Raw genomic sequence first — 13,806 nt, 5'->3', positions numbered from 1 at the left:
TGGGTGGTCCTAGCCCGAAAAACCCTAACGATGCGCTAATGAATCTGAACTCCCGCGCGGTTCAACGCCTCTCTGCGACGTCCGTGCCACGCTGTAGGCGTGCGGACCCGTCAGGAGGCGATCTCGTCGGCCTCGATGGCCTCCTCCTCAGACAGGTTCAGCCGGCGGCGCAGATCGGCGAGGTAGGCGCGGTCCGCCGGGCTGTCGCCGTCGATGGCTGCGCGGGACGCCAGATAGAACTCTCCGGCGGTCTCGGCATCGTTCACCTCCGCCAGAAGCGCGTCGAGAGGCTTTGGATTGGCGATTTCGCGCTCCATGATCTGCCGGTCCTGCGGCGTCGCGTCCGCATCCTCGATGGCCCGCATGATCCTGCCCCTCTCGTCCTGCGAGAGCGCGCCGTCGGCATAGGCGGCGGTGACCATGGCGCGGATCATCAGGAGGGCCTCGTCCTCGCTGAACCGCTCGGCCGCCGCTTCGCCCTCGCTCATGTCCTGGGGATCGACATCGCCATACCCATGGGCTCCGCCGCCCGCAGCCGATGCGCCGCCGGCGAGGAAGTCGTTCGCCGTGTCCCGGAGCTTGTCGATCAGTCCGCCGCCCGAGCCGGAGGATGCGGTGTGACCGGCGGTTTGCGGCCGCTTCGACTGGCTGTCCTTGTAGGCCTGGTAAGCCATGTAACCGAGGGCGGCGAGGCCGAGCTTGCCGCCGAGGCCGCCCCGCTTGCGCCGCCGCGCACCGAACAGCCCGAGCGCGGCCGCGGAGCCGAGGGCTCCCCGGCTCCGCCCGCGACCGGCCATCCGTGTGGCCAGCATCGTGCCGAGAATGCGTTTCATGCTCATGGTTGTCTCCCCGTCTGCAGATCCCGCTGCCGCCGATCCGGCCCGCGCCCTGCCTGTCGCCTCCCAACACTGAGGGTCCGCTGTCGTTCCGGAGCACCGGGCGGCCTCGGCAGCGGCAGAAAGGGAGGTGCGACAGAGATGCACTTTGACAGGCGCGTCATCCGCGGCGACACCTCCGGTCATGATCCGTGCCGCCGCCCGCATCTTCACCGCCGGTCTCGTCGCCCTGCTCCTGGCGAGCATGAGCGTCGTCTCGGCCGTGCAGATGGCGCCGGACGGCAAGGCAATCGAGCGGCAGATGGCGCTGCAGACCTTCGGGGCGGACGTCCTGACGATCTGCGAGGACCACGAGGATCATGGCGGTCACGCCGGTGCGGCCCATGACCATGACTGCCCGTTCTGCCACAAGGTGCCCCATCCGCCGCGCCTCGAAGGCCCCTTTGCCGCGCATCGATTGGCCTGGGCGGACGAGGCGGCGCGGGGGCGCGATCTCTTGCGCGGCCCGCAGCATCTTGGCGCACATGTCTCCGCCCGCGGGCCGCCCCGCCACGTCTGATCTTCCCAGAGGCCCCGCCCGATCAACGGGCTCCGGGTCATCCCGAACCTGGTGCGGGACGAACCCCGCGCCGATCCGCTTTTTCGGAGACAGACATGTTTGCCAAGACCACTCTTGCCGCCTCTGCGGCCCTTTCCCTGATGTCCGGCGCCGCGTTCGCGCACGCCACGCTCGAGCAGAGCGAGGCCGCCATCGGCTCTACCACCAAGATCACCCTCCGCGTGCCGCATGGCTGCGACGGTGAGGCCACCAACGACGTGCGCATCGAGATCCCTGACGGGTTCTACAACGTCAAACCCATGCCGAAGGCGGGCTGGAGCCTCTCGACCGAAACCGGTGCCTATGACGTGCCCTTCAATAACCACGGCACCGAAATGACGGAGGGCGTCCGGGTCGTCACCTGGTCGGGCGGCGATCTGCCCGATGCGTATTACGACGAGTTCACCCTGCGCGGCACGGTCGGGCCGGACGAGGCCGCGGGCAAGGCGATGTACTTCCCGGCGGTGCAGACCTGCGCGACGGGCACGGCGGACTGGACCGACACGGGCGGCTCAGGACACGACGTGCCGAACCCCGCTCCGTTCCTCACCCTGGTCGCGGGCGAAGACGATCATGGGCATCACGGTCACAGCCATGGCGCCGCGGAAGGAGATGCCGCTTCGGTCGGGGATCTGCGTATCACCGGCGCGAGCCTTCAGGCCACCGCGCCGAACCAGCCCGTCGCGGGCGGCTACATGACCGTCGCGAACACCGGCGAGACGGATGACGTCCTGATCTCCGTCAGCTCGTCGGTCTCGCGGCGCGGCGAGGTGCACGAGATGAGCATGGACGGAGACGTGATGCGGATGCGTGAAGTGGAGGGTGGCCTCTCCATCCCCGCGGGAGAGACCGTGACGCTGGAGCCGGGCGGCCTTCACATCATGCTGATGGACCTCGAAGGCCCCCTGTCCGAAGGCGAGAGCGCCGAAGTCACGCTGACCTTCGAGGAGGCCGGCGACGTCACCCTGACCCTGCCGATCGTCTCCCGCCAGCGCGGCGGCCATGACGGACACGGCGAGCACACGCACCACTGAGAGTCACGTCCGGTCCGGGGAGTAACCCCCGGCTCCGGCAATTCATCACCCGGTCACGGCCCCCAAGGGGCCGCGATCACGCAGTCCGGGGAATGGCCGCACCTGCCGAGGGTGATCCCGGCGCAATATCAGCGGCCGTTCTTTGCCCGCCAGGCCTCGAAGCTCGCCAGGTGCTCGTCCTTCGTGCGCGGGTAGAGGCCGATGATGGTCTCGCCGCCCTTCACCTGCTCGGTCACGAAATCCTCGTAGGCCGTCATCTCGACCGCCTCATCCGCCACCTCGTCGGCCATGTGGGCTGGAATCACGATGACGCAGTCGTCGTCTCCGACCACGACGTCCCCCGGAAACACCGCGACATCGCCACAGCCGATGGGCACGTTGATGTCGATGGCCTCGTGGAGGACGAGGTTGGTGGGGCTGGAGGGGCGGGAATGGTAGGCGGGAATCTCGAGCCCGCCGATCGTCGCGGCATCCCTGAAGCCGCCATCCGACACCACACCGGCGCCCCCGCGCACCATCAGCCGCGTGATCAGGATATCCCCGGCGGAGGCCGCGCGCGCATCCTTGCGGCTGTCCATCACGAGGACATGCCCCTCGGGGCAGGTTTCGATGGCGACCCGCTGGGGATGATCGGGATTGCGGAAGACGGAGAGCTCGTTGCGATCCTCCCGCGCAGGCATGTAGCGCAGGGTGAAGGCCGGACCGACCATGTTGCGGCCCTTCGGGGCGACGGGGTGGACGCCCTGGATCACCTGGTTGCGCAGGCCGCGCTTGTAGAGGGCCGTGGCAAGCGTTGCGACGGAGACGTTCGTCAGTTTGGTGCGGGTGGCTTCTGTCAGATCGCTCACGGCGGGTCCTTCGGCTCTATGGGGGTCGGCGGGGTGGGCGGACGCTTTGTCCATCAGAAGATATCGGGCTCGCCCGCGGCCGGGCCGTGGCCGCGCTCGAGGTAGTCGAAGTCGCAGCCGGTATCGGCCTGGGTCACGTGGTTGGAGAACATCCAGCCCCAGCCGCGCTGAAAGCGGGGGTCTGGCCGGACCCAGGCGGCGCGGCGGCGTTCCAGCTCGTCTTCCTCCACCAGCATGTCGAGACGGCGGTTCGGAAGATCGAGCCTGACGATGTCTCCCGTCTGCAGAAGGGCCAGCGGCCCGCCCACATAGCTTTCGGGGGCGACATGGAGCACGCAGGCGCCGTAGGAGGTGCCGGACATGCGCGCATCCGAGATCCGCAGCATGTCCCTGTGGCCCTGCTTCACGAGAGCTGTCGGGATCGGCAGCATCCCCCATTCGGGAAAGCCGGGACCGCCGAGAGGACCTGCATTGCGCAGCACCATGACGTGGTCCGGGGTGACGTCGAGATCGGGGTCGTTCACCGCCTCCTTCATTTCCGGGTAGCTGTCGAAGACGAGCGCCGGGCCTTCGTGGACGTGGAACTTCGGATCGCAGGCGGCGGGTTTGATGACGGCGCCGGAGGGCGCGAGGTTGCCGCGCAGGACTGCAAGCGATCCTTCCTTGTAGACGGGGTTCGACAGCGGCCGGATCACGTCGTCATTGTAGACCTCGGCGCCTTCGAGGTTCTCCCCCATCGTGCGGCCGGTGACGGTGAGGCAGGATGTATCGAGCCGGTCCTCGAGCCGTTTCATCAGGGCGCGCAGGCCGCCGGCATAGAAGAAGTCCTCCATCAGGTAGTCCTGCCCCGAGGGGCGGACATTCGCGATGAGCGGGGTCGTGCGGCCGAGTTCGTCCAGATCGTCGAGCGTGAAATCGACGCCGGCGCGGCGGGCCATGGCGATGAGGTGGACGACGGCATTCGTCGAGCATCCGGTGGCCATGGCGACGATGGCGGCATTGCGGACCGCGCCGTCGGTGATGATCCGCTCGGGGCCAAGGTCCTCCCAGACCATGTCCACTATCCGCCGTCCGCACTCCGCGGACATGCGCTGGTGGCCCGCATCGGGGGCCGGGATCGAGGAGGCACCGGGCAGGGTCAGGCCCATCGCGTCGGCGATGGCCGTCATGGTGGAGGCGGTGCCCATGGTCATGCATGTTCCGGCGGACCGCGCGATCCCGCCCTGGACGCCGAGCCACTCGGCGTCCGTGATCTTTCCGGCGCGCCGCTCGTCCCAGAACTTCCAGGCATCGGAGCCGGAGCCGAGGATGCGGCCCGCGTAGTGCCCGCGCAGCATCGGCCCGGCCGGCAGGTAGATCATCGGGATGCCAGCGGTGATCGCGCCCATGACGAGGCCGGGGGTGGTCTTGTCGCAACCGCCCATCAGCACCACGCCGTCGAACGGGTGGGAGCGGATCATCTCCTCGGTCTCCATCGCGAGCATGTTGCGGTAGAGCATCGAGGTCGGTTTGGTGAAGCTCTCGTCCACCGACAGGGCCGGCATCTCGAGCGCGAACCCCCCCGCCTGGAGGACGCCGCGCTTCACGTCCTGCGCCCGCTCGCGGAAGTGGCTGTGGCACGAATTGATCTCGGACCAGGTGTTGAGGATGCCGATGAGCGGCTTGCCCATGAAATCCTCCTCGCCGTAGCCGAGCTGCATCAGGCGGCTGCGATGGCCGAAGCTGCGGAGGTCGTCGGGAGCGAACCAGCGCGCGGAGCGCAGCTGGTCCTTGGTCTTGCGGGTCATCCGTCTACTCCACGAATGCGAAGATGAGCCAGGTCAGCAGGATCGCGAAGACGAGGCCGGCGAGTTCGGGCCAGGAGCCGAAGCTCGGCTCCCGCGGATCCTTCTCCCGCCGCTCGAAGGCGCGTGGGTCGATATCCTCGTCGCCCCGGGTGAGATCGTGGTCGGGTGTCATGACGTTTTCCCTCCTCAGTTCAGCAGGTTGGGCAGCCACATGGCGATTTGCGGGAAGAACAGTACGAGGAACAGACCGACCGCCTGCAGCGCGATGAAGGGCAGCACGGCGAGGAAGATCTCCTGCAATTCTATCTCCTTCGGCGCCACGGATTTCAGGAAGAAGCAGGCAGGTCCGAAGGGCGGGGACAGGTAGTACATCTGGATGTTCATCGCGAAGAGAACCCCGAACCACACCGGGTCGAAGCCGAGATCCTCGACCACGGGCGCGAAGATAGGCACGGTGATGAAGATGATCGCGATCCATTCGAGGAAGGTGCCGAGCACCATCACGATGAGCATCATGACGACGATGACCATGATCGGCGCGATATCGAGACCGGTCAGGATGCCGCGAAGGAATTCGCCGCCGCCGATCCGGTTGTAGATCCCGATGAGGGAGACCGCGCCGAGGACGAGCCAGATGATGGAGCCGACGGTGAGAACCGTCTGGCGCATCGCGTCCCGCGCCATGATCCAGTTCAGCTCCCCCCGCGCCGCGGCGACGACGAGCGCGCCGACAGCGCCGATGGCCGCCGCTTCGGTGACCGTGGCGATGCCCGAATAGATGACGCCGAGGACCGAACCGATCAGGATGCCGGGCAGGATCACGCCCTTGAGGTGGCGCATCCGCCGGAAGAACGGCTCCCCGGTTTCGGGAATGTCGTAGATTGGCGCCATGGACGGCGTGATCCGGACGCGGATCAGGATGTAGGTGATGTAGAGCGAGGCGAGGATCAGTCCCGGCACGGCGGACGCCATGAAGAGGTTGGTGATCGAGACCTGCGCGGCGAGGCCGTAGACGATCAGCACGACCGAGGGCGGGATGAGCGTAGCCAGGGCCCCCGCGGCGCAGATGATGCCGATGGAGAGCTTCCGGTCGTAGCCGAGACGCATCATCTGGGGCAGGGCGATCAGGCCGAGCATGACGATCTCGCCGCCCATGATGCCGGACATCGCGGCCAGAAGGACGGCGACGATGCATGTCTGAACCCCGACGGAGCCGCGGAAGCGCCCTCCGGCGATGGCCATCGAGTTGAAGAGGCTTTCGGCGATCCCCGATCGTTCGAGCACGTTTGCCATGAAGACGAAGAACGGCACCGCGATCAGTTCGTACTTGTGCAGGACCTCGCTGACATTCGCAGCGACGATGAAGAAGCCCGCACGCTCGCCGAAGTAGAGGATGGCGGTCGCCAGCGAGACGGTCAGCGTCGTGATGCCGAGCGGGATGCCGATCGCCATCAGCGCCAGGAGCGACAGGACGATCAGAAGGGTGATGTATTCAATGCCCACGGGCGAGCTCCCCTTCGGTGGCCTGAACCCAGCGGATGATGTTGGCGAGAAGCTGCAGGATGTAGAGGATGCAGCCCGCGACGATCGCGGTCTTCAGGATCACCGGCTGGATGGAGTTCAGCGCCGTGCCGGTATGCTCCATGCGCTCGATGGCGCGGATCGCGGGATTCCAGAGCGCGAGGGTCAGCACGAAGATGGCCCCCGCCGAGACGATCATCTGAATGAGCCGGAAGATCCGCCAGACGCGGTCCCCGACGATCAGCTCCATCATGGTGATCGAAATGTGCCGGCTGCGTTCCGTGACATAACCGACGGAGAGCACCCAGGCCGCGGCGCAGAGCGTCATCGCAAGTTCGGTGGACCAGATTGTCGGATTGTCGAAGCCGTAGCGCATGACGACCTCGAGAGCCGAGACGCCGATGCAGGCAAAGATCAGGGTCGCGCAGCTATGGCCGATGAACACGCTGATGCGGTCCATGATGTCGGCGTAGCGCGCCAGGATGCGGGACATGGGCGCGGGCTTCCTATGGCGATGAGGAGGGGCCGCGCCGCCGGGGAAAAGGCGACGCGGCGGGAACGACTTACTCTGCCTCGAGCAGCCCGATCTCGGTGAGATAGGCGAGGTGCGCGTCGAGCGCCTCCTGGGCGAGGTCGGACTTCTTCGCGAACTCCTCCCACTGGGTTCGCGCGGTCTCGCGGAGCTTCATGCGATCCTCGTCGGACCAGTCGATGACCTCGATCTCCTCGCTCGCATCGTCCCGTTCGGCCAGTTCCTGGTCCTGTTTGCCGACTTCCTCGGCCATGGCGTACATCGCGTCGTACCACCATGTCCGCAGCAGCTCCTGATCCTCGGCGGACATGTCCTCCCAGATGCGCTCGCTCACGGTGAACTGCATCGAGGGCATGGAGTGGATGCCGGGATAGAGCGGGTAGGGGGCGACGTCGTGAAGGCCGGTGGCGTCGTTGTTGACGTAGGCGGAGGCGTCGGCGGCGTCGACGATGCCCTTCTCCAGCGCGCCGAAGACCTCGGAGAACGGGATGGAGATCGGGGAGGCGCCGGCGGCCTGGAACACGGAGGCGGCGAGGCCCTCGGGGGAGCGGATCTTCTTGCCGGCCAGATCATCGTAGGTGCGGATCGGCACGTTGGCGACGAGCGCCTCGCGCGAGTAGGGACCGCAGGCGACCACGTGGACCTCGCCGCCGGTCACCTCGTCCGCCGCCTTCTGCATCATCGCCTCGCCGCCGCCCTCGCGGCAGAAGTCCAGCATCTGCTGGGGCGTCTCGTAGCCGGAGATGAGGTCTCCCATGATCGCGTAGGCGGGTTCGAGGCCGGAGAAATAGTTCACCGAGGTGAAATCCCCGTCGATCACGCCGGCCGCGACGGCTTCGGGCGTTTCGCGGGCCGGCACGACCGAGCCGTTCGGCGTCAGGGTGATCGTGATCCGGCCATCCGAGCGCTCCTCGAGCTCGGGCAGCCACTCCTCGGTCAGGTACTCCGTCGAGAAGTCGCCGGCGTTGAACGACGTCTGGATGTTGAGGTCCTGCGCGAAAGCCCCCGTTGCTGCGAAAAGCGCCGTTCCGGCGAGCAGGATGCTGCGGGTAATCATTGTCATCTTCCTCCCTGATGCGCCGCTGTTGAGACGCTCTGATACGCTAAAATATTAGTTACGTGTCGTCAATATTCATGATTTCATGGGCGCGCCAACACCTTCGTCCCCAGCGGAAGCCTCTCCCAGTGAGTTTCGAGACCACGACACATATCAGCGCCCGAGCCCCGATTCCCCGCAGGGCATCGGTCAGCGATCAGATCAGGGAGCTGCTGCGGCAGCGGATCGTGTCGCTCGAACTGGAGCCGGGGCAGAGCCTCTCCCGCACCGATCTCGCCGCGTATTACGAGGTCAGCCAGACGCCGATCCGGGATGCGATGCTGCGCCTCGAGGCCGAGGGCCTGCTCCGGATCTTTCCCCAGGCACGGACGCTGGTCTCCCTGATCGACGTCGACCATGCGCGGGAGACGCAGTTCCTGCGCCTGTCACTCGAGCTGGAGGTGGCGCGGACGCTGTGCGAGCAGCCGGACCGGGCGCCGATCGAGGCGCTGAAGGGGATCGTGGACGAGATGGAGGCTGCCGCGAGCGCCTCCGACATGACGCGTTTCACGCAGGAGGACGCCCGGTTCCACCGCACGCTTTTCACCGCCATCGGCAAGGACGCGCTCTGGGATCTGGTCGTCGAGCGCTCGGGGCATATCGACCGGCTGCGCAAGCTGAACCTGCCAGACCCCGGCAAGATTGAGCGCATCCTCGTCTCGCACCGCCAGATCGTCGCGGGCCTCGCCGCGCAGGACAGGGAGGAGACGATGGGCGCCGTCCGCCATCACCTCGGCGAGACGCTGGCACTCGCCGATCAGATCGTCGCTGCGCATCCCGATTACTTCCGCACGGGCATCCCGCCCGCCCCCTGAGGCTCCGGAGCCGGGCGGACGGCCTCCGGCGCGACGGCGCGCACAGCGTCCAGCTCCCGGACGGCGCCGGCGATGCGGGCGATGCGCGGCAGATCCGCGATCGGCGCACCCCATCGCTCCGCATTGTAGACCTGCGGCACGAGGCAGATATCGGCGAGGCTCACGGCGTTTCCATTACAGAACCGCCCGGTTCGGGGCCCCTCCAGAAGGGCCTCTACCGCAACGAGGCCGCGTCGGATGAAGTGCCGCATCCAGTGGACGCGCCTTGGCTCGTGGTCTTCCGCCGGCCCGTGCCGGAGAACCTCCTCCAGAACCGAGAGATTGCAGACGGGATGCGTGTCCGCCGCGATGGCAAGCGCGATGGCCCGCACACGGGCGCGCCCCGGTGCATCGGCGGGAACGAGGCCCAGTCCCCGCGTCTCGCTGAGATACTCCACGATGGCGAGGGACTGGGTCAGGCGCAGCCCGTCGATCTCCAGCACCGGCACGAAGCCCTGCGGATTTCGCGATAGGTGGTCCCTTGAGCGCTGAGCGTTGGCCGACAGGTCGACCTGCACCGTCTCGTAGGCGATCCCGGCAAGGTTCAGCGCGATGCGGACCCGATAGGACGCGCTCGATCGCCAGTAATCGTGGAGTACGGCGCTCATGCGCGGGCGACCGCGATGGCCTCCCGGATGACATCCAGATCGCCGACATGGTTGAAGAGGGTCAGGATAAGCCGGGCGTTCAGCGCGTCGCTCTCCTCCTTCGTCAGCCCGTCATGGGCGGTCAGAAGCAGGTCATAGGCATCGTCCGGGCGGGCCAGGTTGCGGGTGGTGACAAGCGCACTCATGCCAGCTCCCTCCCTGTAGCGCGGTCGAGGGCCGCCCGTATCGTCTCGGGCTCGGCACTCTCCCAGCGGGCGGCGACATGCTGGTCCGGGCGGATCAGGTAGAGCGCGCGGGACTGCCCGCCGAGATAGCGCTCCCGAACCTCCGGCGGCACCTCGATGATCTCCAGCCTCCGCACGTCGCCGATGTCCGGCGCAGCCTGCCCGATGGCCAGAAGCGTGAAGCCGGGGCCGAACGCGCCGAGGAGGTACCCATGCCCGATCGGGGCATCGGGGCAGGGGGCGCCCGGCCGCGCCCCGGCCGGCCCGTCCGGCAGCCCGTCCTCACTGTTCAGCGGGCTGACGTCGTAGACGCTCGGTTGCGACAGGCGTCCGGAATTGACGAAGGGCCTCGCGAAATCATGATCCCGGGAGAGGTGCAGCACGGCGTTCCGAAAGAGCCGGCTTACCTCCGACTTTGGTGTGATGAAGTCGGTGGACCGGGTGGAGGCGCGGATGTTCTCGTCCGTGGCATGGCAGCGCTCGGTATCGTAGGTTCCGAGCAGCGCTTCCGGCGCCTCTCCGCGCAGCACCATGGCGAGCTTCCAGCCGAGATTGTCCGCATCCTGAACCCCCCCGTTGGCGCCCCGCGCGCCGAAGGGCGACACCTGGTGCGCGCTGTCCCCGACGAAGATCACCCGGCCATGCCGGAACGATCGCATCCGGCGGCACTGGAAGGTGTAGATCGACGTCCAGACCAGCTCGTATTCGATGTCCGGCAGCATCTGGTCGATCCGGGCGCGGATGCGCTCCTCCTTCAGTTCCACCTCGCGGTCCACGTCCCAGCCGATCTGGAAATCGATCCGCCATATGTCGTCCGGCTGCTTGTGCAGGAGTGCCGAATCTCCGGCACCCCGGAACGGCGGCTCGAACCAGAAGCGCCGCTCCACCGGGAACTCCGCCTTCATGCGCACGTCCGCGATGAGGAAGCTGTCCCTGAAAACCTTGCCCTCGAATTCAAGCCCCAGCGCCTTTCGGGTGGGGGATCCGGCTCCGTCGCAGGCCAGCACCCAGTCCGCCGTGATCTCGTAGGGCCCGTCGGGTGTCGCGATCCGGAGCCGGGCCGCGCCGTCCTCCTCCGTCAGGGAGTCCACGCGGTTCTTCCCGCGGATCTCGATGGGCGCGCCCTCCGCCTCCGCCTGCCGCAGACGGTCGACGAGAAATCGTTCGAAGTAGGGTTGCTGGAGGTTGATGAAGGCGGGCCGGCGATGTCCGCCCTCTGGCAGCAGGTCGAACTCGAAGACGAGATCCTCGCCATGGAGCACCTTGCCGACGTTCCACACCACGCCCTTGTCCACCATCGCATCGCCGCAGCCGAGGCGGTCGCAGATCTCCAGCGTGCGCTTCGAGAAGCAGATCGCCCGGCTGCCTTCGCCGACGCCCTCGTGATCGTCCAGCACCAGCACCCGTACGCCCTTCAGGGCGAGATCGAGGGCCGTGGCAAGGCCGACGGGCCCGCCGCCGATCACCACGGCCGGGTAATGCGCGGCCGCGCCCGCCGCCTGGTCCGCGCTCCTCGCGTACGGATAGAGCCGGTGGGCCACCGAATACCGGTCATCCAGCATGTCGTCCTCCTCCCCCATAAGCGCGCGGCCCGTCTCCTCCCGCGGCCCGCGCGGCCGGCGTCTCAGCCCTGAAGGGCCTCCCACATCTCCTTGTCCCGCGCCGCGGTCCAGACGCGGGGCGTGTCGATGCCGCGCGCCTCGTCGTAGGCACGGGCGACGTTGAACGGCAGGCAATGCTCGTAGATCGCGTAGTCGGCGAACTTCGGATCGCAGACCTCGCGGACATGGGCCATCGCGTCCTGAAGCGAGCCGCCGCGCATGGCCACGCGGCGCACCGCGTCGAAGGTCGAGGTCACGAAATCGGCGGTGCTGTCGAGGGCGGCGTTCACCTTGTCCCGGCCGACGAGCGCAGCCCCCCGGCCCGGCGCGATCGCGTCGAGATCGAAGGCGCGGATGTTGTCCAGCGTCTGGGGCCAGTCGGTATAATGCCCGTCGCCGCAATAGCAGGCGGAGTGGTATTCGACGATGTCGCCGGTGAACATGACGTTCTGGTCCGGCACGTGGATCACGATGTCCCCCGCCGTATGCGCCCGACCGACCTTCATCAGGTCCACGCGGCGCTTGCCGAGATAGACGGACATGCGGTCCGAGAACGTCGTCGTGGCCCAGGTCAGCCCCGGAATGCTCTCGTGGCCCTGGAAGAGACGTGGAAACCGGTCGAACTCGCTGTCCCAGTCTTCCTGCCCGCGCTCGGCCACCATGCTCTGTGCGACGTCGGACATGATGATCTCGCGCGCCCCATACGCCGACGCGCCGAGAACCCGGACGGCGTGGTAATGGGTGAGCGCAAGATGCGTGATCGGCTTGTCGGTCACCTCGCGGACCTTCTCGATGACGAGGTTCGCCAGTCGCGGTGTGGCCTGCGCCTCGACGATCATCACGGCATCGTCGCCGATGATGACGCCGGAATTCGGATCGCCCTCGGCGGTGAAGGCCCAGAGCCCGTCGCCGACCTCGGTGAAGCTGATCTCCTTGTCCGCCATGTCTCCGGCGGATGCGAATGCCTTGGCCATGTGGCCTCCTTCTTAGTCTGTCAGGGAAAATCGGGGGCGGGCAGGACCGTGCCGGTGCATGCGCCGAAGCCCACGCGGTAGCCGTCGCCTTGCGCGTGCCCCCGCAAGGTCAGTGTGTCGCCGTCCTCGATGAAGGTCCGGGGGGACCCGCCGATGTCGAGCGGCCTCTCGCCGCCCCAGGTCAGTTCCAGAAGCGAGCCGTAGCCGGACGCATCCGGCCCGGAGATGGTGCCCGAGCCCAGCAGATCGCCCGTGCGCATGGCGCAGCCCGAGACGGCGTGATGCGCAAGCTGTTGCGCGGCGGAGTAGTAGAGTTCGCGCATGTTGGTGCGGCTGATCTCGTGCCCGTTCATCTCGACCGACAGGGACACGTCGTACCCGTCCGGGAAGTCGGCATGGAGGTAGGGCAGGAGGTCCTTCTCCCGCGGCGGCCCGTCCACCGCGAAGGGCGCAAGCGCCGCCCGCGTGACGATCCAGGGACTGATCGACGTGGCGAAGGCCTTGGACTGGAACGGCCCGAGGGGCTGGTACTCCCAGGCCTGGATATCCCGCGCGGACCAGTCATTCAGAAGGACGTAGCCGAAGATCATCTCCTGCGCCTGCGCGGTGGTGACCGGCTCGCCCATTGCCGACGGCGTCCCGACGATGGCGCCCATCTCCAGCTCGATATCGAGCCGCCGGCAGGGCCCGAAGGACGGCGCATCCGCCTCCTTCGCCCTGGTCTGCCCAAGGGGACGCCTGACGTCCGTTCCGGAGACGACGACGGTGGAGGCGCGTCCGTTATAGCCGATCGGGATATGCAGCCAGTTCGGCGGCAATGCGTTCTCAGGCCCGCGGAACATCGTGCCGACATTGGTCGCGTGATGCCGGCTGGCATAGAAATCGGTATATTCCGCAACGGTGAAGGGCAGGTGCATCTGCGCCTCCGCCATCGGTACCAGCAGCGGCTCCACCGCCTTCCGCGCATCCGACCCTTCGGCGAGGAGGTCTGTCAGCCGCGCACGGAACGCCGCCCAGGCCTTCGGCCCGTCCGCCATCAGCGGATTCCAGACCGCGTCCTGGCACCGCCCCTCGGTTCCCGTCAGGCCGGCCGTCTCGGCGGCCGCGGCATCGAGGATCATGTCCCCGATGGCGATGCCGCAGCGCGCCTCACCGCCAATCTCGAAGACGCCGTAAGGCAGATTGTTCAGCGGAAAGTCGGTGTCGGGGGCGTTGGCGCTCTCGACCCAGGAGCGGTTCAGCATGGAGGCGGTCCTTTCAATCGTCTTCGTCCCACTCGTCCCAGGGCGTCCG

General features: G+C 67.3%; 15 protein-coding genes. 3 read left to right on the top strand and 12 right to left on the bottom strand.

Annotated features, from left to right (window positions below):
• Positions 1–110: 110 nt before the first annotated feature.
• The gene (locus DQG15_RS09265; RefSeq protein ID WP_116084624.1) at positions 111–839 is read right to left on the bottom strand and encodes a DUF533 domain-containing protein; all 729 of its coding nucleotides are present in this window, start codon (positions 837–839) and stop codon (positions 111–113) included.
• A 181-nt stretch (positions 840–1,020) separates the two neighbouring features.
• Between DQG15_RS09265 and DQG15_RS09260 the strand changes: the two genes are divergently transcribed.
• On the top strand, positions 1,021–1,395 hold the full coding sequence (locus tag DQG15_RS09260; RefSeq protein WP_116084622.1) for a hypothetical protein: 375 nt from the start codon (positions 1,021–1,023) through the stop codon (positions 1,393–1,395).
• Positions 1,396–1,490: 95 nt separating this feature from the next.
• A complete protein-coding gene (locus DQG15_RS09255; protein ID WP_116084620.1) occupies positions 1,491–2,468 on the top strand; it encodes a DUF1775 domain-containing protein in 978 nt (325 codons plus the stop codon).
• 128 nt (positions 2,469–2,596) lie between these two features.
• Here the strand turns inward: DQG15_RS09255 and DQG15_RS09250 are convergent, their stop codons facing one another.
• The 6 genes from DQG15_RS09250 to dctP form a co-directional block, all read right to left on the bottom strand.
• Positions 2,597–3,307, bottom strand: a complete 711-nt coding sequence (locus DQG15_RS09250; RefSeq protein ID WP_116084765.1) for a ribonuclease activity regulator RraA — start codon at positions 3,305–3,307, stop codon at positions 2,597–2,599.
• A 62-nt stretch (positions 3,308–3,369) separates the two neighbouring features.
• Positions 3,370–5,103 carry an L-arabinonate dehydratase gene (gene araD / locus DQG15_RS09245; protein WP_116084618.1) on the bottom strand — a complete coding sequence of 578 codons (1,734 nt, stop codon included), beginning with the start codon at positions 5,101–5,103 and terminating at the stop codon, positions 3,370–3,372.
• A gap of 4 nt (positions 5,104–5,107) precedes the next feature.
• Entirely contained in the window at positions 5,108–5,275 is a 168-nt protein-coding gene (locus DQG15_RS18395; protein ID WP_198665115.1) for a hypothetical protein, read from the bottom strand.
• Between the two features lie 14 nt (positions 5,276–5,289).
• Entirely contained in the window at positions 5,290–6,606 is a 1,317-nt protein-coding gene (locus tag DQG15_RS09240) for a TRAP transporter large permease subunit (RefSeq protein WP_116084617.1), read from the bottom strand.
• Positions 6,596–7,117 (bottom strand): TRAP transporter small permease subunit, encoded by a 522-nt coding sequence (locus DQG15_RS09235; protein ID WP_116084615.1) that lies wholly within the window; start codon positions 7,115–7,117, stop codon positions 6,596–6,598. Before DQG15_RS09235 ends, DQG15_RS09240 begins: the two co-directional genes overlap by 11 nt.
• 70 nt (positions 7,118–7,187) lie before the next feature.
• Positions 7,188–8,219 carry a TRAP transporter substrate-binding protein DctP gene (gene dctP / locus DQG15_RS09230; RefSeq protein WP_232830779.1) on the bottom strand — a complete coding sequence of 344 codons (1,032 nt, stop codon included), beginning with the start codon at positions 8,217–8,219 and terminating at the stop codon, positions 7,188–7,190.
• 122 nt (positions 8,220–8,341) lie between these two features.
• Here dctP and DQG15_RS09225 point away from each other — a divergent pair, with 122 nt between their 5' ends.
• Entirely contained in the window at positions 8,342–9,067 is a 726-nt protein-coding gene (locus DQG15_RS09225) for a GntR family transcriptional regulator (protein ID WP_232830778.1), read from the top strand.
• Here the strand turns inward: DQG15_RS09225 and maiA are convergent.
• The 5 genes from maiA to fahA all read right to left on the bottom strand — a co-directional run bounded on the left by maiA (position 9,034) and on the right by fahA (position 13,757).
• Positions 9,034–9,714, bottom strand: a complete 681-nt coding sequence (maiA, locus tag DQG15_RS09220) for a maleylacetoacetate isomerase (protein ID WP_116084611.1) — start codon at positions 9,712–9,714, stop codon at positions 9,034–9,036. The genes DQG15_RS09225 and maiA overlap by 34 nt on opposite strands.
• Positions 9,711–9,899, bottom strand: a complete 189-nt coding sequence (locus DQG15_RS09215; protein WP_116084609.1) for a DUF2783 domain-containing protein — start codon at positions 9,897–9,899, stop codon at positions 9,711–9,713. The genes maiA and DQG15_RS09215 overlap by 4 nt, the downstream gene beginning before the upstream one ends.
• On the bottom strand, positions 9,896–11,500 hold the full coding sequence (locus tag DQG15_RS09210) for an FAD-dependent oxidoreductase (RefSeq protein WP_116084763.1): 1,605 nt from the start codon (positions 11,498–11,500) through the stop codon (positions 9,896–9,898). The genes DQG15_RS09215 and DQG15_RS09210 overlap by 4 nt, the downstream gene beginning before the upstream one ends.
• 62 nt (positions 11,501–11,562) lie before the next feature.
• Positions 11,563–12,513 (bottom strand): MBL fold metallo-hydrolase, encoded by a 951-nt coding sequence (locus tag DQG15_RS09205; RefSeq protein WP_116084608.1) that lies wholly within the window; start codon positions 12,511–12,513, stop codon positions 11,563–11,565.
• A gap of 20 nt (positions 12,514–12,533) precedes the next feature.
• A complete protein-coding gene (gene fahA / locus DQG15_RS09200; protein ID WP_116084606.1) occupies positions 12,534–13,757 on the bottom strand; it encodes a fumarylacetoacetase in 1,224 nt (407 codons plus the stop codon).
• Positions 13,758–13,806: the final 49 nt, after the last annotated feature.

The organism is Tropicimonas sp. IMCC34011 (assembly GCF_003390865.1).
Taxonomy (GTDB): Bacteria; Pseudomonadota; Alphaproteobacteria; order Rhodobacterales; family Rhodobacteraceae; genus Tropicimonas_B.
This window is presented reverse-complemented; position numbering and strand designations above follow the sequence as displayed.